This is a genomic window from Blautia sp. SF-50 (assembly GCF_900101315.1).
Classification (GTDB): Bacteria; Bacillota; Clostridia; order Lachnospirales; family Lachnospiraceae; genus Blautia_A; species Blautia_A fusiformis.
Window position 1 is genome coordinate 41,886 of the sequence record NZ_FMUW01000004.1, and the last position, 19,256, is coordinate 61,141.

Here is a 19,256-nt window from a genome sequence, read left to right on the forward strand (position 1 = left end):
AAGAGGGTTCGGGATGTCATTTTCAGGAAAAGTCAAAGAAGAACTTGCAGGACAGCTTAGTCTGGCCAGGCACTGTCAGGTGGCAGAACTGGCGGCACTGCTCTGCGGCTGCGGCCGTGTGGAAAAAATGTCGGATGGAAACAGAAAACTATGGATCCAGACAGAAAATGAAGCAGTTGCAAGAAAAAGCTTTACATTATTGCGAAAAACCTTTAATATAGAGACAGCGATTGTTATCCGGGAAGGATCTCATCTCAAACGGGGTAAGGTATATCTTGTTGAGGTTACGGATCCTGCCAGAACAGAGGAAGTACTGCAGGGGACAAAGCTTTCTGTGGATAACGAAACCGGTTTACTTGAAATGGATAATTCGCTTGTGGTTCAGATGAACTGTTGCAAGCGGGCATTTATTCGCGGTACTTTTTTGTCGTCCGGTTCGATCAGTGATCCAGAGAAAGGGTATCATTTTGAGATCGTGTGTCCGGACAGCAGGAAAGCAGAACAATTACAGGGGATTATCCGCAGTTTTCACGTAGAAGCTAAAATTGTGGTGCGCAAGAAATCATATGTGGTCTATGTGAAGGAAGGCGCGCAGATCGTTGACATGCTGGCAGTCATGGAGGCGAACGTAGCCCTTATGGATCTGGAGAACATCCGGATACTTAAGGAAATGCGTAACACGGTAAACCGTAAGGTGAACTGTGAGGCTGCGAATATCAATAAAACGGTAAATGCGGCAGTGAGACAGGTGGAAGATATACAGCTGATCAGCAGAACTATCGGCTTTGAGAGCTTAAGCGATGGACTGGCACAGATAGCCAGGCTGAGACTGCAGTATCCGGATGCCACACTGAAAGAATTAGGTATGATGTTGAATCCGCAGGTGGGCAAATCAGGTGTGAATCACCGGCTTCGCAAGCTGAGTGAGATCGCAGATGAGCTGCGGGAGAACAAGGAGGAGCTATTATGATTAAAAAACCAATCACTATCAACTTATCCACTGGACTGGAGGCAAGACCTGTAGCACAGCTTGTTCAGGTGGCAAGCCAGTTTAACAGTGAAATTTATGTTGAGATTGGCAAAAAAAGAGTCAATGCAAAGAGCATTATGGGAATGATGACCCTGGGACTTGACGCTGGAGAAGAGATTACACTGTCTGCCAACGGTGATGATGAGAATGCAGCGATGGAGAGCATTGAACAGTATTTAAGCAACCAGTAATCAGTTGGGACAGAGCAGTCCGCGGAAAAGGGTAGATTCCTGCGGATGTGGAATATAAAGGGATACAGACGGAAAGGAAGACCGATTCCCGCTGTATCCCTTTCCGCTTCAAAGTACCTACAAATATGAAAGAGGAAGATTACCTATGTCAAAAGTATTGAAATTTATCGTACATTTTGTTGTGATATGCACACTGATCTGTGTACTGGGACTTGTTCTTCCGCCGTTCTTCGGGGTGAGAACAGTGATCGTGGATAAATCCGATAAGGCAACGAACCTCCCAGTCGGATCTGTTACATATGCGATCCCGGAGAAGAGTTCTGCGATCAGCGCAGGTACTCCGATCCTTGTACAGAAAGATTCCGAGACATATAAATATACGATCACCAATCTCGATGCCTCCAAGGGAACCGGAACAGTAACAGATCAGTCCGTTTCCGGAGGAAAGACTTTTACCATTAAGGTTGGAGATTATGTTCCGAAAGTTGTAGTTACCATTGGCTATGTGGGATATCTTATGGTGGCTACAGAAAGTATTGAAGGCCTGATCATTCTTGGTCTGGTCGTATTGTTCCTGATCATCCTGTATGTGATCGCAGAGCTCTGGAAGAAAGAGCCGGATGATATTGAGGAAGATGTGAACGATCCGGAACCGGGTTATGTGAAGTCCAGGAAAGAACTGAAGCAGGAAGAAAAAGCACGTGCCAGAAGAATGAAGGAAGAAGAAAAAGAGATCATTCAGGAAGAAAAGGCACGAAAACACAAAAATAAAAAAGCAGATAAGCGTAAGGTCCGTACGGGCGGTTTCGTAGATGAGATTGACGAAGAGGATGTTACAGACTATTCGGAGAATAAAAAGAAGGCTGCCATACAGCAGACTGCACAGACTGCCGCAAGTGAGGCTCATGCGGAACTTAAGAAAGAGATTGCAGCAGCCACTTCAGAAGAAGCAGATATGCTTTCCAGACTGGAAATGGCAGAACGTACGGTTGAAGAAAACAGAAAGCCGCATCCGGCCGGAAAGGTCGAAGAGGTTCCGGAAGAGGAAGAGGAGCCGGTTACCATTGGAAGCCTTGCGATGCCGTCTTATTCCGCAGCGCAGCTTGCAAGCCGCGTAAAGAAGGCAGGTGATGCACCGGATATCGTTAAGGATGACATCACGAAGGTTACACTGTTTGATTACTCGGATATCATCAGTGGTGATGTGGACGATATGGAAGAATAAAATAAGTACCTATTATATAAGAAGAAAATGGTTCAGAAATGAGCCATTTTCTTCTTTTTTAAAAAAAATCAAAAAAATTTAAAAAAAGGCTTGCATTCTGAAGAATCATCGTATATACTAATCCTTGCTGTGACATTGATAGCTATGAAGCGCGAGGTTGCTGCCACACTGGCAGGTTTTCCGTGGAGCGAATGTCAAGTTAGGAAACTGACGACAAGTCACTGTACAAAGTTCAATAACCATCATGGGATGGGCGTGTGTGTAAATATACCATGACACACACGGAGATGTGTACAGTCGCCGCTTGTCGTACTGCTATATAAGTACGAATAGGAGGAGACTTTTTTTATGGCAAATCAGGTAATGAGAATCACATTAAAGGCATATGATCATCAGCTCGTTGATGCATCTGCAGCAAAGATCATCGAGACAGTAAAGAAGAACGGAGCAATGGTAAGTGGACCGGTTCCGCTTCCTACTAAGAAAGAGGTTGTTACAATCTTAAGAGCTGTTCATAAATACAAAGATTCCAGAGAGCAGTTTGAGCAGAGAACACATAAGAGACTTATCGATATCCTGACACCAACTCAGAAAACAGTAGATGCACTTTCCAGACTGGAGATGCCGGCTGGTGTTCACATCGATATCAAAATGAAAAATCGTTAATAATGTCATTTGACATTAACTATATGATTACCGAATGGTAATCCGCTATAAGGAGGAAGAAAGAAATGCAGAAAGCTATTTTAGCTACTAAAGTCGGAATGACTCAGATCTTCAATGAAGATGGAATGTTAATTCCGGTAACTGTTTTACAGGCAGGTCCTTGCGTTGTAACTCAGGTTAAAACTGAGGAGAACGATGGATACGCATCAGTTCAGGTTGGCTTCGGCGAGATCAGAGAGAAACTGGTCAACAAACCGGAGAAAGGCCACTTTGACAAAGCTGGTGTAGCTGTAAAGAGATTTGTAAAAGAATTCAGATTTGACAATGCCGGCGAGTATGAGGTTGGACAGGAGATCAAGGCTGATATCTTTGCAGCAGGAGATCATATCGATGCTACTGCAGTTTCCAAAGGTAAAGGCTTCCAGGGCGCCATCAAGAGACATGGCCAGTCCAGAGGACCTATGGCTCACGGTTCTAAATATCATCGTCATGCAGGTTCCAACGGCGCTTGCTCCGATCCGAGCAAGGTTTTCAAAGGAAAACATATGCCAGGTCACATGGGACATGTTCAGGTAACTGTTCAGAATCTTGAGATCGTACGTGTAGATACAGAGAATAACTTACTGTTAGTTAAAGGTGCTGTTCCAGGACCTAAGAAATCTTTGGTTACAATCAAAGAGACAGTAAAGTCCTTATAATAGGAAAGGAGGAGCATCAGAATGGCTAATGTAACTGTTTATAATATGGAAGGCAATGAAGTTGGCACAATGGAGCTGAATGACGCAGTATTCGGCGTTGAGATCAATGAGCATCTCGTTCATCTTGCAGTTGTTCGTCAGCTTGCAAATAACCGTCAGGGAACTCAGAAAGCGAAAACTCGTTCTGAGGTAAGAGGCGGCGGAAGAAAACCGTGGAGACAGAAAGGAACAGGTCATGCAAGACAGGGTTCCATCCGTGCACCACAGTGGACAGGCGGCGGTGTTGTATTCGCTCCGGTTCCGAGAGATTATGAAGTGAAAATGAACAAGAAGGAAAGAAGAGCAGCTCTTAAATCCGCTCTGACATCCAAGGTTCAGGATAATAAACTTGTTGTTGTTGACAGCCTTGCACTTGCTGAGGTTAAGACAAAAGAGATGCAGAAGGTTCTTACAAACCTGAAAGCAGAGAAAGCTCTTGTAATCACAGCTGACAACGATCAGAACGTAGTTCTTTCCGCAAGAAACATCGCTGACGTGGAAACTGCAACACCGGCTACAATCAACACATACGATGTTATGAAACACAACACCGTAGTTGTTACAAAGGATGCCGTTGCATCTATCGAGGAGGTATACGCATAATGGCAAGTATTCAGTACTATGACGTAATCATCCGTCCGGTTATCACAGAGAAATCCATGGCAGACATGGGTGAGAAGAAATATACATTCCTTGTACATCCGGAAGCTAACAAGACTCAGATCAAAGAGGCTGTTGAGAAGATGTTCGAGGGAACAAAAGTTAAGAGCGTAAACACCATCAACAGTGATGGAAAGAAAAAACGCCGTGGAATGGTAGTTGGAAAAACTGCTAAGACTAAAAAAGCTATCGTAGCTCTTACAGAAGAGAGCAAAGATATCGAGATTTTTGAGGGACTTTAATTAACAGATAAGTCCGAATATGTGCACGAAAGCACGAGAACAAATTCGAAAGGAGAAACATCATGGGAATCAAAAGCTATAACCCATATACACCGTCAAGAAGACATATGACTGGTTCCGACTTCTCTGAGATTACAGCTGCAAAACCAGAGAAATCCCTCGTTACTTCCCTTAAGAAGAACGCTGGACGTAACAATCAGGGTAAGATCACTGTAAGACATCAGGGTGGCGGAAGCAGAAGAAAATACAGAATCATCGACTTCAAGAGAAGAAAAGATGGAATCCCTGCAACAGTTAAAACAATCGAGTACGATCCGAACAGAACAGCTAACATCGCTCTGATCTGCTACGCAGATGGCGAGAAAGCTTACATCCTCGCTCCAGAGGGACTTAAAGTAGGCCAGAAGGTTTACAATGGTCCGGAAGCTGAGGTTCGTGTTGGAAACTGCCTCCCACTGGAGCTTATCCCGGTTGGTACTATGGTTCACAACATTGAGCTTCATCCTGGAAAAGGCGGACAGATGGTTCGTTCTGCAGGAAACGGCGCACAGCTCATGGCTAAAGAAGGAAAGTACGCAACACTTCGTCTTCCTTCCGGTGAGATGAGAATGGTTCCGATCGTATGCCGCGCAACTGTTGGTGTAATCGGAAACGGAGATCACAACCTTATTAACATCGGTAAAGCCGGACGTAAACGTAACATGGGTATCAGACCTACAGTTCGTGGTTCCGTAATGAACCCGAATGACCATCCACATGGTGGTGGTGAAGGTAAGACCGGTATCGGACGCCCAGGTCCTTGCACACCGTGGGGCAAACCTGCTCTCGGCCTGAAGACCAGAAAGAAAAACAAACAGTCCAACAAGTACATCGTAAGAAGACGCGATGGAAAAGCATTATCGAAATAATAAGGAGGAGAAAGCATGTCTCGTTCACTGAAAAAAGGACCTTTTGCAGACCAGAGCTTACTTAAAAAAGTAGACGCTCTTAACGCTGCAAATGATAAATCCGTAATCAAAACTTGGTCTCGCCGTTCCACAATCTTCCCGTCTTTCGTAGGACACACAATCGCTGTTCATGACGGAAGAAAACATGTGCCGGTATATATCACAGAGGATATGGTAGGACACAAACTTGGTGAGTTCGTTGCAACAAGAACTTACAGAGGACACGGAAAAGACGAGAAGAAGTCCGGAGTACGCTAGTCATCAGATTTATAACTGCCCGCTGTCAATTTAAGACAGCTGGCAGATAACTTAGATATCGAATTTAAGAAAGGAGGCACTTTAAGATGGCAAAAGGACATAGAAGCCAGATAAAGAGAGCCAGAAATGAGAATAATAGAGAGACAAGGCCGTCTGCAAAGTTATCTTATGCAAGAATTTCTGTTCAGAAAGCCTGCTACGTATTAGATGCGATCCGTGGCAAAGATGTACAGACAGCACTTGGTATCCTGACATACAATCCGAGATACGCTTCCAGCGTGATCAAAAAACTGCTTGAGTCAGCAGTAGCAAACGCTGAGAACAACAACGGAATGAACGCAGACAACCTTTATGTTGCAGCATGCTATGCAGATAAGGGACCTACAATGAAGAGAATTCAGCCGAGAGCACAGGGTAGAGCTTACAGAATCGAGAAGAGAACTAGCCATATCACAGTTGTGCTTGATGAAAGGTAAGGAGGAAAAGCATGGGACAGAAAGTTAATCCGCATGGCCTTAGAGTCGGAGTTATCAAGGATTGGGATTCCAGATGGTATGCAGAAGACAAGTTTGCTGACTACCTGGTAGAAGACTACAACATCAGAACATTCCTTAAAAAGAAATTATACAGCGCAGGTGTTTCCAAAATCGAGATCGAGAGAGCATCTGACAGAGTTAAGATCATCATCTACACAGCAAAACCTGGTATCGTAATCGGTAAGGGCGGCGCAGAGATCGAGAAAGTTAAAGCTGAGCTTCAGAAATACACAGACAAGAAGCTTATCGTTGACATCAAAGAAGTTAAGAGACCGGACAAAGATGCACAGCTGGTTGCTGAGAACATTGCTCTTCAGCTTGAGAATCGTATTTCCTTCAGACGTGCTATGAAGTCCACAATGCAGAGAACAATGAAGGCTGGCGCTAAGGGAATCAAGACTTCCGTATCCGGACGTCTCGGCGGAGCTGATATGGCTCGTACAGAGTTCTACAGCGAGGGAACAATCCCGCTTCAGACACTTCGTGCAGATATCGACTATGGCTTTGCGGAAGCAGACACCACATACGGTAAAGTTGGTGTTAAGGCATGGATCTACAATGGTGAGATTCTTCCGACAAAAGGAACTAAGGAAGGGAGCGATAAATAATGTTAATGCCAAAAAGAGTAAAACGTCGTAAACAATTCCGTGGCTCCATGAGAGGAAAAGCCCTTAGAGGCAATGTTATCAACTATGGTGATTTCGGTCTTGTTGCTACTGAGCCATGTTGGATCAGATCTAATCAGATCGAGGCAGCCCGTGTTGCTATGACCCGTTACATCAAACGTGGCGGTAAAGTTTGGATTAAGATTTTCCCGGATAAACCGGTAACAGCTAAACCAGCTGAGACTCGAATGGGTTCCGGAAAAGGCGCTCTGGAGTACTGGGTAGCAGTAGTAAAACCAGGTCGTGTTATGTTTGAGATTGCAGGCGTGTCCGAAGAGGTTGCCCGTGAAGCATTACGTCTTGCAATGCACAAGTTACCATGTAAATGTAAAATCGTTTCTCGTGCAGACTTAGAAGGCGGTGATAACAGTGAAAATTAATAAGTTCGTGGAAGATTTAAAAGCAAAGTCAGTTGCAGAACTGAATGAAGAATTAGTAGCTGCTAAAAAAGAGCTTTTCAATCTGAGATTTCAGAATGCAACAAACCAGTTAGACAATACAGGACGAATCAAAGAGGTTCGTAAAAATATTGCCAGAATCCAGACAGTAATCACTGAGCAGGCAAACGCTTCCAAATAGGACAGGAGGACATAAATCGTGGAAAGAAATCTGAGAAAAACCCGCGTGGGTAAGGTTATCAGCGACAAAATGGATAAGACCATCGTAGTTGCAATTGAAGACCATGTAAAACATCCTCTTTACAAAAAAATCGTGAAGAGAACATATAAATTAAAAGCTCATGACGAGAACAATGAGTGCAACATCGGAGATACCGTTAAGGTAATGGAGACCAGACCGCTGTCCAAGGACAAGAGATGGAGACTGGTTGAGATCGTAGAGAAAGCTAAATAAGGAGGAAACCAGTATGATTCAGCAGGAAACTAGACTGAAAGTTGCCGACAACACTGGTGCAAAAGAAATCCTTTGTATTCGTGTTATGGGCGGCTCTACAAGAAGATATGCAAACATCGGTGACACAATCGTTGCTACGGTTAAAGATGCAACACCAGGCGGCGTTGTTAAAAAAGGTGACGTTGTTAAAGCTGTAGTTGTTAGAACTAAAAAAGGCGCTCGTCGTAAAGACGGATCTTACATCCGTTTCGATGAAAATGCTGCCGTAATTATCAAGGATGACTTAACTCCGAGAGGAACACGTATCTTTGGACCAGTTGCCAGAGAGCTTCGTGAGAAGAAATTCATGAAGATCGTTTCCTTAGCTCCGGAAGTATTATAGGAGGGTGCCGAATGTCAGCTATGAAAATTAAAAAAGGTGATACTGTAAAGGTAATCGCTGGAAAAGATAAAGGTAAGGACGGAAAGGTCCTTGCAGTTAACGTAAAAGACAACACAGTAGTTGTTGAGAACGTAAACATGGTTACAAAGCACGCTAAACCGTCCGCAGCTAATCAGAACGGTGGAATCGTGACAAAAGAAGCTCCGCTTCACATCTCCAACGTAATGCTCGTTGTAGACGGAAAAGCTACAAGAGTTGGATTCAAGATGGATGGAGACAAAAAAGTTCGTGTTGCTAAAGCAACAGGAAAGACAATCGATTAATTAAGAGAGGAGGCATATAAAGGTGAGTAGATTAAAAGATCTTTACAAGAACGAGATCATGGATGCCATGACCAAGAAATTCGGATACAAAAACGTAATGGAAGTGCCAAAACTCGAGAAAATCGTTGTTAACATGGGTGTTGGCGAGGCAAAAGAGAACGCTAAACTTCTTGACGCTGCAATCGCAGATATGGAACTTGTTACAGGACAGAAAGCAATCGCTACAAAAGCTAAAAAATCTGTCGCTAACTTCAAAATCAGAGAGGGTATGCCGATCGGATGTAAAGTTACTCTGAGAGGCGAGAAGATGTATGAGTTCGCTGATCGTCTTATCAACCTTGCTCTTCCACGTGTACGTGACTTCCGTGGTGTTAACCCGAACGCATTCGACGGCAGAGGAAACTATGCTCTTGGTATCAAAGAGCAGCTGATCTTCCCAGAGGTTGAGTACGATAAGGTTGATAAAGTAAGAGGAATGGACGTTATCTTCGTTACAACTGCTAAAACAGATGAAGAGGCACGCGAATTACTGACATTATTCAACATGCCATTTGCTAAATAGGAGGAAAAGATTCATGGCTAAGACAGCAATGAAAATTAAACAGCAGCGTAAAGCTAAATTCTCCACAAGAGAGTATACTCGCTGCAGAATCTGTGGCCGTCCACATGCATACCTGAGAAAATACGGAATTTGCAGAATCTGCTTCCGTGAGCTGGCATACAAAGGTCAGATCCCGGGTGTTAAGAAAGCTTCCTGGTAGGCCGAGGCGAAAGCAACTTTTTAATCATTTAAATAATATTCACACGACATGTAAAGTCTGAAGAAAGAGGAGGAAACTTACATGACAATGAGCGATCCGATCGCAGATATGCTTACAAGAATCCGTAACGCAAATACTGCAAAACATGACACTGTAGACGTACCGGCATCCAAGATGAAAATTGCTATCGCAAACATCCTTGTAGATGAGGGATACATCGCAAAATATGATCTGGTTGAGGATGGAGTTGTTAAAACTCTTCACATCACACTGAAATATGGTGAGGACAAAAACCAGAAGATCATCACAGGACTTAAGAGAATCTCCAAACCAGGTCTTCGTGTATACGCAGGCAAGGATGAGCTTCCGAAGGTTCTTGGTGGACTTGGTATCGCAATCCTTTCCACAAACAAAGGCGTTATCACTGACAAAGAGGCTCGTAAGCTTCAGGTTGGTGGCGAGGTACTTGCATTCGTTTGGTAGGCCAAAGCCGCTTAACGAAGCAGTCATATAGCTTTTAAACTGAAAACAGAGAGGGCATGGGCCCTCTCCGACAATCTAAGTAAGGAGGACAAATTTATGTCACGAATCGGAAGACTTCCGGTTGCAATTCCAGCTGGCGTTGAGGTTACAGTCGCAGATGGAAACGTTGTAACAGTAAAAGGACCTAAGGGAACACTTGAGAGAGCACTCCCGACAGAGTTAGAGATCAAAGTTGAAGACGGTCATGTAGTTGTAACAAGACCGAACGACTTAAAGAGAATCAAAGCCCTTCACGGCTTAACAAGAAGCCTTATCCACAACATGGTTGTTGGTGTAAGCGAAGGATACAAAAAAGAGCTTGAGGTTAACGGTGTTGGTTACAGAGCTGCTAAGCAGGGCAAGAAACTTGTACTTAACCTCGGATATTCTCACCCGGTAGAGATGGAAGATCCAGAAGGTCTTGAGTCCACAGTTGACGGAAACAAGATCATCGTATCTGGTATCAGCAAAGAAAAAGTTGGCCAGTACGCAGCTGAGATCAGAGACAAGAGAAGACCTGAGCCATACAAGGGCAAGGGAATCAAGTACGTTGACGAAGTTATCAGACGTAAAGTCGGTAAGACCGGTAAGAAATAATTAAGGAGAGTGAGAATATGATTAACAAAGCATCCAGAAGCGAAATTCGCGAAAAGAAGCATAGAAGATTACGTCATCATTTAAACGGAACTGCAACTACTCCTCGTCTGGCAGTATTTCGTTCCAACAAGCACATCTATGCACAGATTATTGATGACACAGTTGGTAAAACTTTAGTATCCGCTTCTACTCTCCAGAAGGACGTAAAAGCAGAGCTTGAGAACACTGATGATGTACAGGCTGCAGCAAAAGTTGGAACAGTGATCGGTAAAAAAGCTGTTGAGGCTGGTATCGAGAGCGTTGTTTTCGACAGAGGTGGATATATCTACCACGGAAAAGTTAAAGCACTGGCAGATGCAGCAAGAGAAGCTGGACTGAAATTCTAAGAGGAGGAAAAGAACACATGAAACGTAATCTTATTGATGCTAGTCAGTTAGAGTTAGAAGATAAAGTAGTATCAATCAAGCGTGTTACCAAGGTTGTTAAAGGTGGTCGTAACTTCCGTTTCACAGCTTTAGTTGTTGTAGGTGACGGCAATGGACACGTTGGTGCAGGTTTAGGAAAAGCAGCAGAAATTCCGGAGGCGATCCGCAAAGGTAAAGAGGACGCTATGAAGAAGCTTGTTACTGTTGCAAGAGACGAGAACAATTCCATTACACATGACTTCATCGGAAAATTCGGAAGCGCTGAGATGCTTCTGAAGAGAGCTCCGGAAGGTACTGGAGTTATCGCCGGTGGCCCGGCACGTGCCGTAATCGAGCTTGCAGGTATCAAAAACATCCGTACAAAATGTATGGGTTCCAGAAATAAACAGAACGTAGTTCTGGCAACAATCGCAGGCCTGAGCCAGTTAAAGACTCCGGAAGAGGTCGCAAAGCTCCGCGGAAAATCTGTAGATGAGATTCTGGGTTAAGGAGGATATGGAAATGGCAGATACAATCAAGGTTACACTGGTAAAATCTCCAATCGGTGCAGTACCGAAACACAAAAAAACTGTAAAAGCTATGGGTCTTACAAAGATGCATAAAACAGTTGAGATGCCAGACAACGCTGCAACCAGAGGAATGATTCAGCAGGTGCAGCACCTGGTAAAAGTAGAAGATTAAGGAGGTGCCAGAATGGAATTATCAAACTTAAGACCCGCAGAGGGTTCCAAGCATAGCGATAACTTCAGAAGAGGCCGTGGACATGGTTCAGGAAACGGCAAAACTGCTGGTAAAGGACATAAAGGACAGCTTGCTCGTTCCGGACACAAGAAACCGGGATTCGAGGGAGGTCAGATGCCTTTATACAGACGTCTTCCTAAGAGAGGTTTCACTAACAGAAACTCTAAAGAAATTATCGCAATCAATGTAGACGTTCTCAATCGTTTTGAGGATGGCGCAGAGGTTACAGTTGACAGCTTACTTGCAAGCGGTGCAATCTCCAAGATCGGTGATGGTGTTAAGATCCTTGGAAACGGCGAGCTTACAAAAAAACTTAATGTTAAAGTAAACGCTGTCAGCGAGACTGCAAAAACAAAAATTGAAGCTGCTGGTGGTACAGTAGAGGTGATCTAATGTTTGAGACTCTTAAGAGTGTTTTCAAAGTAAAGGAAATGAGAAGAAAGCTTCTCTATCTGATCTGGATGATATTCGTGATCAGAATCGGATCCCAGCTTCCTGTACCGGGAGTCGACAGTGACTTCTTTAAGCAGTGGTTTGAATCTAATACCGGTGACGCATTCAATTTCTTTGATGCGTTCACCGGCGGTTCCTTTACTCAGATGTCAATTTTCGCATTGAACATCACACCTTACATTACTTCTTCCATTATCATTCAGCTTCTTACCATTGCCATTCCGGCACTGGAAGAGATGCAGCGTGACGGAGAAGAAGGAAGAAAAAAGCTTACAGCAATCACACGTTATGTAACGGTTGGTCTTGCTCTGTTTGAGTCTGTTGCCATGGCAATCGGATTTGGACGTCAGGGTATGATCCCGAACATGAGCTTCCTTAAAGGAATCGTAGTTGTTGCAAGTTTAACAGCGGGTTCCGCAATGCTTATGTGGCTGGGCGAGCGTATTACAGAGAAGGGCATTGGAAATGGTATTTCCATCGTCCTGACTATCAATATCGTGTCCAGGATCCCGAGTGATATGTCCCTTCTTTATGAGAACTTCGTCAAGGGCAAAACAATTGCAAAAGGAATGCTTGCAGCCTGCATCATTGCTGTGATTATTCTGTTTGTTGTAGTGCTCGTACTTATCCTCAACGGAGCAGAGAGAAGAATTCCGGTTCAGTATTCCAGAAAGATGGTTGGACGTAAAATGATGGGCGGTCAGTCCACAAACATCCCGCTCAAGGTAAATACTGCCGGCGTTATCCCGGTTATTTTTGCTTCCTCTATCATGTCTTTCCCGTCGATCATTGCTCAGTTCGCTGGCAAAGGAAACGGAACGGGCATCGGAAGTGAGATCTTAAGAGGACTTTCCTCCAATAACTGGTGTAATCCAAGTCAGATCCAGTACAGCTGGGGTCTGATCGTGTATGTGGTACTTTGCGTATTCTTCGCATACTTCTATACATCAATTACCTTTAATCCGTTGGAAGTAGCCGATAATATCAAAAAGCAGGGCGGTTTTATCCCAGGCATCCGTCCGGGAAAACCGACTTCAGATTATTTGACTAAAATCCTGAATTATATTATATTTATAGGTGCAGTAGGTCTTGTTATCGTGGCCGTTATACCGTTCTTCTTCAACGGTGTGTTCGGTGCGGATGTTTCCTTCGGCGGTACATCTATCATCATCATCGTAGGTGTTATCCTGGAGACCGTTAAGCAGGTGGAATCTCAGCTGCTTGTACGTAATTACAAAGGCTTCCTGAACTAATTGAAAATGAAGGTTGCGGTGCGAAAGTGTCGCAGCCTTGATTTGTAAACAGGACTGTCTGAAAATCAGGCAGAAAACAGGAAAATGGAGGGTATGCTATGAGAATTATTATGTTGGGTGCACCGGGGGCAGGTAAAGGTACTCAGGCTAAGAAAATTGCGGCGAAATATGGGATTCCGCACATCTCCACAGGAGATATTTTCCGTGCTAACATCAAAAACGGTACCGAGCTTGGAAACAAAGCAAAAACTTACATGGATCAGGGACTTCTTGTTCCGGATGAACTGACCTGCGACCTTGTTGTTGACAGAATCCAGCAGGATGACGCAAGGGAAGGGTATGTTCTGGATGGTTTCCCGAGAACAATTCCGCAGGCAGAATGTCTGACAGAGGCTCTGAACAAACTTGGAAGCAAAATTGACTATGCGATCGATGTGGATGTGCCGGATGATAACATCGTGAAACGTATGGGCGGACGCCGTGCATGTGTGAAATGCGGTGCAACTTATCACGTTGTATTTGCAGCACCGAAGACAGAGGGGGTCTGCGATACCTGTGGTGACAAGCTTGTACTCCGTGATGATGACAAGCCGGAAACAGTTCAGAAGCGTCTGAATGTTTATCATGAGCAGACACAGCCATTGATTGACTATTACACCACACAGGGTGTTTTGAAGACGGTAGACGGAACCAGGGATCTGAATGAGGTATTCCAGGAGATCGTTGACATCTTAGGAGAATAAGAATGTCCGTAACAATTAAGACACAGCATGAAATCGAACTTATGAGAGAAGCAGGCCATCTTCTTGAGAAGGTGCATGACGGTTTGATCCCTTACATCAAACCGGGTGTCAGCACCAAAGAGATTGATAAGATCGGAGAAGAAATGATCCGGTCTATGGGCTGTATTCCGAACTTTCTGAACTACGGAGGTTTTCCGGCTTCTTTCTGCATCAGCCTGAATGATGAGGTTGTGCATGGAATTCCATCCGAGGAGAAGATCATCCAGGACGGGGATCTGGTTAAGATCGACGCCGGCCTGATTTATAAGGGCTACCATTCTGACGCAGCACGTACCTATGCGGTAGGTGAAGTATCCAAAGAAGCACAGCAGCTCATTAAGGTTACAAGAGAGTGCTTTTTTGAAGGACTGAAAATGGCAAAAGCCGGAAATCATTTAAATGATATTTCCAAAGCCATCGGAGCCCACGCAGCGAAATACCGTTATGGTATTGTACGTGACCTTGTAGGACATGGAATCGGAACTCATCTTCATGAGGATCCGCAGATTCCAAACTTCCCGCAGAAGCGCAGGGGCATCAAGCTCCTTCCGGGAATGACCCTGGCCGTCGAGCCCATGATCAACCTTGGTCGTGCGGACGTGGCATGGCTGGACGATGAGTGGACAGTGGTAACCATGGATGGTTCACTTTCCGCCCATTATGAAAATACGATCCTCATCACCGATGGGGAACCAGAGATTCTGACGCTTACGAATCTGTAAGCAGCAATTGTTGTCATGACATAGGAGGTAAAAAATGTCAAAAGCAGATGTGATCGAAGTAGAAGGCACTGTTCTGGAGAAACTGCCTAATGCGATGTTTAAAGTGGAACTGGAAAACAAACATGTGGTACTTGCACATATCAGTGGCAAGCTCCGTATGAATTTTATCCGTATTCTCCCGGGAGATAAAGTAACGATCGAACTTTCTCCGTATGATCTTTCCAAAGGAAGAATCATCTGGAGAGATAAATAAGAAATATTGTAAAAGACGACCTGGTGGCGTTAAGCTGCCGGGTCTTTTTTTGCCTTTTCTGCAGAAAAAGAATCTGAAGTGGAATTTATCACTCACATTTTTTTACGTTTCTCAGGCAGCGATACAATTGCTTCCTGGTCTGATTACGAAGTGGAGAAACCGGATACACTCTAAGAATGTAGAATAATTGGAAATCAGTGTAAAACTTAAACTTGTTGACAAACTGTGAAGTGAGTGTATTCAGGATATGCAGCAAATCGAAAATCCTGGCTTTACGAATATTATAAGATAAAACATAAAAATCCCTCGGAAATGATTAAAAAATCATTTTTCGGGGGATTTGTTTATGCAGATAATTTTTTATTTTACTTATGTTATCACCTTATCATCCGATCCCGCCCAGCACAACACCAAGGATCAGCACCAGAAAGCACACCGGAATATAAAGATATTTACACACCGGGTAAAAATATTTCGTGAATGGTTTCTCACGGCCTTTGCTGATCTGGCTTTCCACATAGCTCCGGCCGAAAATCCAGAAGAACATGATCCCTGCAAGTCCTGCGCCGAGAGGACAGATATAGATGGAAAGCACATCCATCCAGTCAGAAACAATGCCCTGGATAAGAAGCGAAACCACAACGCCGATCACTGAGATCACCATGCAGGAAGGAATCCGGCCAAGACCTGTTTTTTCCTGAACTGTGGCAATAGGAGCTTCATAAAGGTTCATAAGCGAGGTCATGCCTGCAAGGAACACAGCTACGAAAAAGATGATGGCAATGATCCGTCCGCCAGGCATGGTTTTGATCAGGTGCGGCAGGTAGATGAACAGAAGTCCGGGACCGCCCTGGTCAAGCTTGGCACCTGTGGTAGCCATGGCCGGAATGATAACAAGTGCTGCCAGCATAGCAGCCAGAGTATCAAAAAGTGCTACCCTTGCAGCAGATGCAGGGATATCTTCGCTGTCCGGAAGATAAGATCCGTAGATCAGTGTACCGTTGCCTGCAACAGACAGGGAGAAAAATGCCTGTCCAAGTGCGAAGATCCAGGTGGAAGGCTTTGCCAGAACTTCCGGCTCCACGCGGAAGATATAGCGGTATCCGGCAGCAGCTCCCGGCTGAAAGGCAACATAGATGCCAAGGATCACAAACAGTATAAAGAAGATAGGCATCATCACTTTATTGGCCTTTTCGATGCCGCTTCCAACGCCGTACATCAGGATAAACATGCAGATCACAAGAGCAGCCAGCTGCCAGAGATTATTTCCCCAGGCAGAGGCCATGCCTCCGAATTTGGCGCCAAAGGACTCAATATCTGCCGGTGCCAGGGTGGAGCCTGTAAAGGCTCCGAGCATATATCGGAAGATCCATCCCATAACAACGGTATAACCGATAGCCATGGCCAGTGCACCGATCACCGGTATCCAGCCTAGTGTTTCACCCAGCCTTCGTCTGCATTTGGTTTCACAGGCCATGCCGAAGGCGTCAATGGGCCCGGAACGTGTCCCGCGGCCAAAGCTCATCTCGCCGATCACCCCGGTAAAGCCGATCAGTGCCACAAAAATAAAATACGGGATCAGGAACGATCCCCCGCCATACAGGGAAACTCTGGTGGGAAACATCCAGATATTTCCCATTCCAACCGCAGACCCGATGCAGGCCAGAATGAACCCCCAGCGGCTGTTAAAAGATTCTCGTTTTTTCATAAAAATAAAATTTCCTCTCTCCGTTGATCGTTTCAGTATAACATAATTTTGGAAAATAGGAAACTGCAGCATCTATACAGATCCAGGTATCTATACAGATCTAGGCGGATATTTGTGAGCCACATTTGTCACCTGCTCATAACCGTATAGCTGCGAAGCAGTTATGAGCCGGGCTCATCGGCGCAGGGCATTATCATAAAATCGAAAATGATCCGGTCTGTGCCGTGACTGGGTATACTCAAACATCACACCGTCACTGTTATAAGTCTGGCTGGACACCACAGCCACGCAGTTATAATCCTTTACATTCAGATGAAGATATTTTTCATCAATTTCTGTAACCTTTTCCACAGTCATGATACGTTTGCTGTTGACAATGGTCATATGAAGCACCTGTTCCAGATATTCATAGATAGAATGACTGGCAATCTCGGCAGTAAGGCCAGGAACGGATTCCTTCAGAAAATAATTATGGTTGATGATCAGCGGGATATCTTCAAGATAATGGATACGCTGAATATAATATACTTCTGCACCAGCGGGAAATCCTGTGTAAGCTGACTGATTTTTGCTGATACAAAGCTCTGTAAAAAGAGCCACCTCCGTATGGGCATTCTGACCGTTCCTTGCAGCAGATTCCTTGAAGGTTTCGATCTCTCCGATGGTGAAAGCAGTCTTCTCGTTTGGACGGTAGATATTGCGGACACCTTTTCCCTGCATGGTCTGTACATAGCCGTCACTGACAAGAAAACTGACCGCACGTCGCAGGGTATTGCGGGAGCAGCCGTAAGTCTGGATCAGAGTGTTTTCGGAAGGCAGAAGCTCCTGATAGGCAAAGGTGTTGTCCTCTATTTTCATTTTCAGATCTTTATAGATATCTTCGTAAATACTTTTGGGCATTTCAATTCTCCATTCATGTTCGGTCAAAAATATATAGCAGGATTTATGATTTCTGGAATAATTATAAAAGATTTTCCCGGTAAGCGCAATGTAAATACCGTGGAATGTTTAAACAAGTTACAGAGCATATTGATATGTTATGAGGATAGTATGAGAAATATAGATGAAATCGATTTGTGGCCATTCAAAATCATGATACTGGATTTCAAACGCATATAAGCTGTAAGCGTCAGAGGGGCTTACGCGTAAACAAAAAAGGAAATGTGACAGTGTAAAAACAGATCACATTTCCTCTTATTTTATCAAAGCTAAAATAAAGTCAGGCCTCTTTTTTCTTATAGGAAAGATTTCTGAAGCTGCTGCCGTCAGAAGCTGTGCTTCGGGTAACTGCCGGTGTATCGGCTGCGGTATTCCGGTCTGCACTGATCAGCCATACAGCATAGAAGGCAGGAACCAGACAGAGCCATACGCCTGAGAGACCGCAGGTCATATACAGGATCAGAGACAAAGCTGCACCTGTATGAAAAGAAAGCAGCGTCATTCCGTAGAATTTTGCTTTATCGCACTGTGCGCTGTCCTTTTTCATAAGGAACTGAGTGGTAGCTGTGGTGAACTGGCGAAGGTTGTTGGTGGAAAAGATCGTGGAGCTGTTATATCCGCCGGGAGCCTTGAAGGTACACCACTGGAAAGGCATTGCAAAGAACACGGGGTAAAGAGCCACAACCGGAGACATTCCGGAAGGAAAGAATCCCAGGAGCAGGATCGCAAAGATATCGATCCCGATACTGATAAAACGAAGATCTGCGGAAAAATGCTCTGGGATCCAGACCGTAAGGATAACAGCAGCCATATATATGAGAAGCGCACCCACACGCAGAAGCATATCCGAAAAATTCCTGCCTATGAGATCCCGCACAACACCAAGAAGATTGGCTGTCTGGGCATTGCCGAAAAGATCAGCTCTTGACACAATGGCATAAAGCCCCAGGTATCCACCGATAAAAGATAAGGTGTAATGTATCAGAAAACGATATTTCATTTCCGTATGCATATGTAAAAGATTCCTTTCATTAAAATAGGCAGATTCTATATGTCTGCCGGACTTTGCCACCCATTATAATACAGCCTGTAAAAAAAATCAAAAATTTTTTAAATTTTTTCTTGCATTTCAGGAAAACAGGTGTTAGTATATATTTCAAGCGCGCAAATACTGTGTATGAGTGCGCCTGTGAAACTGCAGATATGAGACTAATTTACGGAAGGAGGATTTCCAGTGAAAGTAAGATCATCTGTAAAGCCGATCTGCGAGAAGTGCAAGGTCATTAAGAGAAAGGGATCCATCAGAATCATCTGTGAGAACCCGAAGCACAAACAGCGTCAGGGTTGATTTCCATATCGGAACTTCTTTGGAATGTTTGTGAAACG

The 19,256-nt window shown here is 44.4% G+C and carries 32 protein-coding genes; 29 read left to right on the top strand and 3 right to left on the bottom strand.

The annotated features are described in order from the left end of the window. Positions 1-13 precede the first annotated feature (13 nt). The 28 genes from whiA to infA all read left to right on the top strand — a co-directional run bounded on the left by whiA (position 14) and on the right by infA (position 15,223). Positions 14-970, top strand: coding sequence for a DNA-binding protein WhiA (gene whiA / locus BLP57_RS03600; RefSeq protein WP_015526912.1), 957 nt, complete (start codon positions 14-16; stop codon positions 968-970). Next, positions 967-1,221 carry an HPr family phosphocarrier protein gene (locus BLP57_RS03605; RefSeq protein WP_015526913.1) on the top strand — a complete coding sequence of 85 codons (255 nt, stop codon included), beginning with the start codon at positions 967-969 and terminating at the stop codon, positions 1,219-1,221. The genes whiA and BLP57_RS03605 overlap by 4 nt, the downstream gene beginning before the upstream one ends. A 145-nt stretch (positions 1,222-1,366) precedes the next feature. Continuing rightward, positions 1,367-2,446 (top strand): hypothetical protein, encoded by a 1,080-nt coding sequence (locus tag BLP57_RS03610; protein WP_092069543.1) that lies wholly within the window; start codon positions 1,367-1,369, stop codon positions 2,444-2,446. 348 nt (positions 2,447-2,794) lie between these two features. Further along, the gene (gene rpsJ / locus BLP57_RS03615) at positions 2,795-3,112 is read left to right on the top strand and encodes a 30S ribosomal protein S10 (RefSeq protein ID WP_015526916.1); all 318 of its coding nucleotides are present in this window, start codon (positions 2,795-2,797) and stop codon (positions 3,110-3,112) included. Between the two features lie 65 nt (positions 3,113-3,177). Then, positions 3,178-3,810: a 50S ribosomal protein L3 gene (gene rplC / locus BLP57_RS03620; RefSeq protein ID WP_092069546.1), complete on the top strand. Its 633-nt coding sequence runs from the start codon at positions 3,178-3,180 to the stop codon at positions 3,808-3,810. A 21-nt stretch (positions 3,811-3,831) separates the two neighbouring features. Then, positions 3,832-4,452, top strand: a complete 621-nt coding sequence (gene rplD / locus BLP57_RS03625) for a 50S ribosomal protein L4 (RefSeq protein ID WP_015526918.1) — start codon at positions 3,832-3,834, stop codon at positions 4,450-4,452. Further along, positions 4,452-4,751, top strand: coding sequence for a 50S ribosomal protein L23 (gene rplW, locus BLP57_RS03630; RefSeq protein WP_015526919.1), 300 nt, complete (start codon positions 4,452-4,454; stop codon positions 4,749-4,751). The genes rplD and rplW overlap by 1 nt, the downstream gene beginning before the upstream one ends. Before the next feature lie 62 nt (positions 4,752-4,813). Then, positions 4,814-5,659, top strand: coding sequence for a 50S ribosomal protein L2 (gene rplB, locus BLP57_RS03635; protein WP_015526920.1), 846 nt, complete (start codon positions 4,814-4,816; stop codon positions 5,657-5,659). Between the two features lie 15 nt (positions 5,660-5,674). After that, positions 5,675-5,956 carry a 30S ribosomal protein S19 gene (gene rpsS / locus BLP57_RS03640; protein ID WP_015526921.1) on the top strand — a complete coding sequence of 94 codons (282 nt, stop codon included), beginning with the start codon at positions 5,675-5,677 and terminating at the stop codon, positions 5,954-5,956. A gap of 86 nt (positions 5,957-6,042) precedes the next feature. After that, entirely contained in the window at positions 6,043-6,432 is a 390-nt protein-coding gene (gene rplV / locus BLP57_RS03645; RefSeq protein WP_015526922.1) for a 50S ribosomal protein L22, read from the top strand. 11 nt (positions 6,433-6,443) lie between these two features. Beyond that, positions 6,444-7,100, top strand: a complete 657-nt coding sequence (gene rpsC, locus BLP57_RS03650) for a 30S ribosomal protein S3 (protein ID WP_015526923.1) — start codon at positions 6,444-6,446, stop codon at positions 7,098-7,100. Continuing rightward, positions 7,100-7,537, top strand: a complete 438-nt coding sequence (gene rplP / locus BLP57_RS03655; protein WP_015526924.1) for a 50S ribosomal protein L16 — start codon at positions 7,100-7,102, stop codon at positions 7,535-7,537. The genes rpsC and rplP overlap by 1 nt, the downstream gene beginning before the upstream one ends. Then, positions 7,527-7,736: a 50S ribosomal protein L29 gene (rpmC, locus tag BLP57_RS03660; protein ID WP_021650762.1), complete on the top strand. Its 210-nt coding sequence runs from the start codon at positions 7,527-7,529 to the stop codon at positions 7,734-7,736. The genes rplP and rpmC overlap by 11 nt, the downstream gene beginning before the upstream one ends. Before the next feature lie 18 nt (positions 7,737-7,754). After that, positions 7,755-8,009: a 30S ribosomal protein S17 gene (gene rpsQ, locus BLP57_RS03665; protein WP_021650763.1), complete on the top strand. Its 255-nt coding sequence runs from the start codon at positions 7,755-7,757 to the stop codon at positions 8,007-8,009. Between the two features lie 13 nt (positions 8,010-8,022). Further along, positions 8,023-8,391 carry a 50S ribosomal protein L14 gene (gene rplN / locus BLP57_RS03670; protein WP_019162495.1) on the top strand — a complete coding sequence of 123 codons (369 nt, stop codon included), beginning with the start codon at positions 8,023-8,025 and terminating at the stop codon, positions 8,389-8,391. Positions 8,392-8,402: 11 nt separating this feature from the next. Next, a complete protein-coding gene (gene rplX / locus BLP57_RS03675) occupies positions 8,403-8,714 on the top strand; it encodes a 50S ribosomal protein L24 (RefSeq protein ID WP_021650764.1) in 312 nt (103 codons plus the stop codon). 22 nt (positions 8,715-8,736) lie between these two features. Continuing rightward, complete coding sequence (gene rplE / locus BLP57_RS03680; protein WP_021650765.1) at positions 8,737-9,276, top strand: 50S ribosomal protein L5; 540 nt, start codon at positions 8,737-8,739, stop codon at positions 9,274-9,276. 13 nt (positions 9,277-9,289) lie between these two features. Next, complete coding sequence (locus BLP57_RS03685) at positions 9,290-9,475, top strand: type Z 30S ribosomal protein S14 (RefSeq protein ID WP_015526927.1); 186 nt, start codon at positions 9,290-9,292, stop codon at positions 9,473-9,475. Between the two features lie 81 nt (positions 9,476-9,556). Beyond that, positions 9,557-9,958 (top strand): 30S ribosomal protein S8, encoded by a 402-nt coding sequence (gene rpsH / locus BLP57_RS03690; RefSeq protein ID WP_015526928.1) that lies wholly within the window; start codon positions 9,557-9,559, stop codon positions 9,956-9,958. 96 nt (positions 9,959-10,054) lie between these two features. Continuing rightward, on the top strand, positions 10,055-10,594 hold the full coding sequence (rplF, locus tag BLP57_RS03695; RefSeq protein WP_015526929.1) for a 50S ribosomal protein L6: 540 nt from the start codon (positions 10,055-10,057) through the stop codon (positions 10,592-10,594). Between the two features lie 17 nt (positions 10,595-10,611). Next, positions 10,612-10,980, top strand: a complete 369-nt coding sequence (gene rplR / locus BLP57_RS03700; RefSeq protein WP_015526930.1) for a 50S ribosomal protein L18 — start codon at positions 10,612-10,614, stop codon at positions 10,978-10,980. Positions 10,981-10,997: 17 nt separating this feature from the next. Then, positions 10,998-11,507, top strand: a complete 510-nt coding sequence (gene rpsE, locus BLP57_RS03705) for a 30S ribosomal protein S5 (RefSeq protein WP_015526931.1) — start codon at positions 10,998-11,000, stop codon at positions 11,505-11,507. A 13-nt stretch (positions 11,508-11,520) separates the two neighbouring features. Further along, positions 11,521-11,700: a 50S ribosomal protein L30 gene (gene rpmD / locus BLP57_RS03710; RefSeq protein ID WP_015526932.1), complete on the top strand. Its 180-nt coding sequence runs from the start codon at positions 11,521-11,523 to the stop codon at positions 11,698-11,700. 12 nt (positions 11,701-11,712) lie between these two features. Next, on the top strand, positions 11,713-12,153 hold the full coding sequence (gene rplO, locus BLP57_RS03715) for a 50S ribosomal protein L15 (RefSeq protein ID WP_015526933.1): 441 nt from the start codon (positions 11,713-11,715) through the stop codon (positions 12,151-12,153). After that, positions 12,153-13,466, top strand: a complete 1,314-nt coding sequence (secY, locus tag BLP57_RS03720; protein ID WP_015526934.1) for a preprotein translocase subunit SecY — start codon at positions 12,153-12,155, stop codon at positions 13,464-13,466. The genes rplO and secY overlap by 1 nt, the downstream gene beginning before the upstream one ends. Positions 13,467-13,564: 98 nt before the next feature. Further along, positions 13,565-14,209 carry an adenylate kinase gene (locus BLP57_RS03725; RefSeq protein WP_015526935.1) on the top strand — a complete coding sequence of 215 codons (645 nt, stop codon included), beginning with the start codon at positions 13,565-13,567 and terminating at the stop codon, positions 14,207-14,209. A 2-nt stretch (positions 14,210-14,211) separates the two neighbouring features. Then, complete coding sequence (map, locus tag BLP57_RS03730; RefSeq protein ID WP_015526936.1) at positions 14,212-14,970, top strand: type I methionyl aminopeptidase; 759 nt, start codon at positions 14,212-14,214, stop codon at positions 14,968-14,970. A 34-nt stretch (positions 14,971-15,004) separates the two neighbouring features. Continuing rightward, positions 15,005-15,223 carry a translation initiation factor IF-1 gene (infA, locus tag BLP57_RS03735; RefSeq protein WP_005428560.1) on the top strand — a complete coding sequence of 73 codons (219 nt, stop codon included), beginning with the start codon at positions 15,005-15,007 and terminating at the stop codon, positions 15,221-15,223. Positions 15,224-15,608: 385 nt separating this feature from the next. On the opposite strand, the gene BLP57_RS03740 is transcribed toward infA, so the two are convergent. The 3 genes from BLP57_RS03740 to BLP57_RS03750 all read right to left on the bottom strand — a co-directional run bounded on the left by BLP57_RS03740 (position 15,609) and on the right by BLP57_RS03750 (position 18,882). After that, on the bottom strand, positions 15,609-16,931 hold the full coding sequence (locus BLP57_RS03740; protein WP_092069549.1) for a sodium-dependent transporter: 1,323 nt from the start codon (positions 16,929-16,931) through the stop codon (positions 15,609-15,611). Positions 16,932-17,105: 174 nt separating this feature from the next. Next, positions 17,106-17,831, bottom strand: coding sequence for a UTRA domain-containing protein (locus tag BLP57_RS03745; RefSeq protein WP_092069552.1), 726 nt, complete (start codon positions 17,829-17,831; stop codon positions 17,106-17,108). Between the two features lie 319 nt (positions 17,832-18,150). Then, a complete protein-coding gene (locus BLP57_RS03750) occupies positions 18,151-18,882 on the bottom strand; it encodes a YoaK family protein (protein WP_092069555.1) in 732 nt (243 codons plus the stop codon). 222 nt (positions 18,883-19,104) lie between these two features. Between BLP57_RS03750 and rpmJ the strand changes: the two genes are divergently transcribed. Further along, the gene (rpmJ, locus tag BLP57_RS03755) at positions 19,105-19,218 is read left to right on the top strand and encodes a 50S ribosomal protein L36 (RefSeq protein WP_003022746.1); all 114 of its coding nucleotides are present in this window, start codon (positions 19,105-19,107) and stop codon (positions 19,216-19,218) included. Positions 19,219-19,256: the final 38 nt, after the last annotated feature.

Excerpts from the sequence above, each read along its gene's own strand:
- BLP57_RS03750 (WP_092069555.1), bottom strand. The coding sequence starts at position 18,882 with ATGCATACGGAAATGAAATATCGTTTTCTGATACATTACACCTTATCT.
- rpsC (WP_015526923.1), top strand. The coding sequence starts at position 6,444 with ATGGGACAGAAAGTTAATCCGCATGGCCTTAGAGTCGGAGTTATCAAG.
- rplV (WP_015526922.1), top strand. The coding sequence starts at position 6,043 with ATGGCAAAAGGACATAGAAGCCAGATAAAGAGAGCCAGAAATGAGAAT.
- rplD (WP_015526918.1), top strand. The coding sequence starts at position 3,832 with ATGGCTAATGTAACTGTTTATAATATGGAAGGCAATGAAGTTGGCACA.
- rpmD (WP_015526932.1), top strand. The coding sequence starts at position 11,521 with ATGGCAGATACAATCAAGGTTACACTGGTAAAATCTCCAATCGGTGCA.
- rplB (WP_015526920.1), top strand. The coding sequence starts at position 4,814 with ATGGGAATCAAAAGCTATAACCCATATACACCGTCAAGAAGACATATG.
- BLP57_RS03685 (WP_015526927.1), top strand. The coding sequence starts at position 9,290 with ATGGCTAAGACAGCAATGAAAATTAAACAGCAGCGTAAAGCTAAATTC.
- BLP57_RS03745 (WP_092069552.1), bottom strand. The coding sequence starts at position 17,831 with ATGCCCAAAAGTATTTACGAAGATATCTATAAAGATCTGAAAATGAAA.
- rplW (WP_015526919.1), top strand. The coding sequence starts at position 4,452 with ATGGCAAGTATTCAGTACTATGACGTAATCATCCGTCCGGTTATCACA.
- rpsH (WP_015526928.1), top strand. The coding sequence starts at position 9,557 with ATGACAATGAGCGATCCGATCGCAGATATGCTTACAAGAATCCGTAAC.
- rplF (WP_015526929.1), top strand. The coding sequence starts at position 10,055 with ATGTCACGAATCGGAAGACTTCCGGTTGCAATTCCAGCTGGCGTTGAG.
- whiA (WP_015526912.1), top strand. The coding sequence starts at position 14 with ATGTCATTTTCAGGAAAAGTCAAAGAAGAACTTGCAGGACAGCTTAGT.
- BLP57_RS03605 (WP_015526913.1), top strand. The coding sequence starts at position 967 with ATGATTAAAAAACCAATCACTATCAACTTATCCACTGGACTGGAGGCA.
- rplN (WP_019162495.1), top strand. The coding sequence starts at position 8,023 with ATGATTCAGCAGGAAACTAGACTGAAAGTTGCCGACAACACTGGTGCA.
- infA (WP_005428560.1), top strand. The coding sequence starts at position 15,005 with ATGTCAAAAGCAGATGTGATCGAAGTAGAAGGCACTGTTCTGGAGAAA.
- BLP57_RS03740 (WP_092069549.1), bottom strand. The coding sequence starts at position 16,931 with ATGAAAAAACGAGAATCTTTTAACAGCCGCTGGGGGTTCATTCTGGCC.
- rpsJ (WP_015526916.1), top strand. The coding sequence starts at position 2,795 with ATGGCAAATCAGGTAATGAGAATCACATTAAAGGCATATGATCATCAG.
- rplX (WP_021650764.1), top strand. The coding sequence starts at position 8,403 with ATGTCAGCTATGAAAATTAAAAAAGGTGATACTGTAAAGGTAATCGCT.
- rplC (WP_092069546.1), top strand. The coding sequence starts at position 3,178 with ATGCAGAAAGCTATTTTAGCTACTAAAGTCGGAATGACTCAGATCTTC.
- secY (WP_015526934.1), top strand. The coding sequence starts at position 12,153 with ATGTTTGAGACTCTTAAGAGTGTTTTCAAAGTAAAGGAAATGAGAAGA.
- BLP57_RS03725 (WP_015526935.1), top strand. The coding sequence starts at position 13,565 with ATGAGAATTATTATGTTGGGTGCACCGGGGGCAGGTAAAGGTACTCAG.
- BLP57_RS03610 (WP_092069543.1), top strand. The coding sequence starts at position 1,367 with ATGTCAAAAGTATTGAAATTTATCGTACATTTTGTTGTGATATGCACA.
- rpsE (WP_015526931.1), top strand. The coding sequence starts at position 10,998 with ATGAAACGTAATCTTATTGATGCTAGTCAGTTAGAGTTAGAAGATAAA.
- rpsS (WP_015526921.1), top strand. The coding sequence starts at position 5,675 with ATGTCTCGTTCACTGAAAAAAGGACCTTTTGCAGACCAGAGCTTACTT.
- map (WP_015526936.1), top strand. The coding sequence starts at position 14,212 with ATGTCCGTAACAATTAAGACACAGCATGAAATCGAACTTATGAGAGAA.
- rplP (WP_015526924.1), top strand. The coding sequence starts at position 7,100 with ATGTTAATGCCAAAAAGAGTAAAACGTCGTAAACAATTCCGTGGCTCC.
- rplO (WP_015526933.1), top strand. The coding sequence starts at position 11,713 with ATGGAATTATCAAACTTAAGACCCGCAGAGGGTTCCAAGCATAGCGAT.
- rplR (WP_015526930.1), top strand. The coding sequence starts at position 10,612 with ATGATTAACAAAGCATCCAGAAGCGAAATTCGCGAAAAGAAGCATAGA.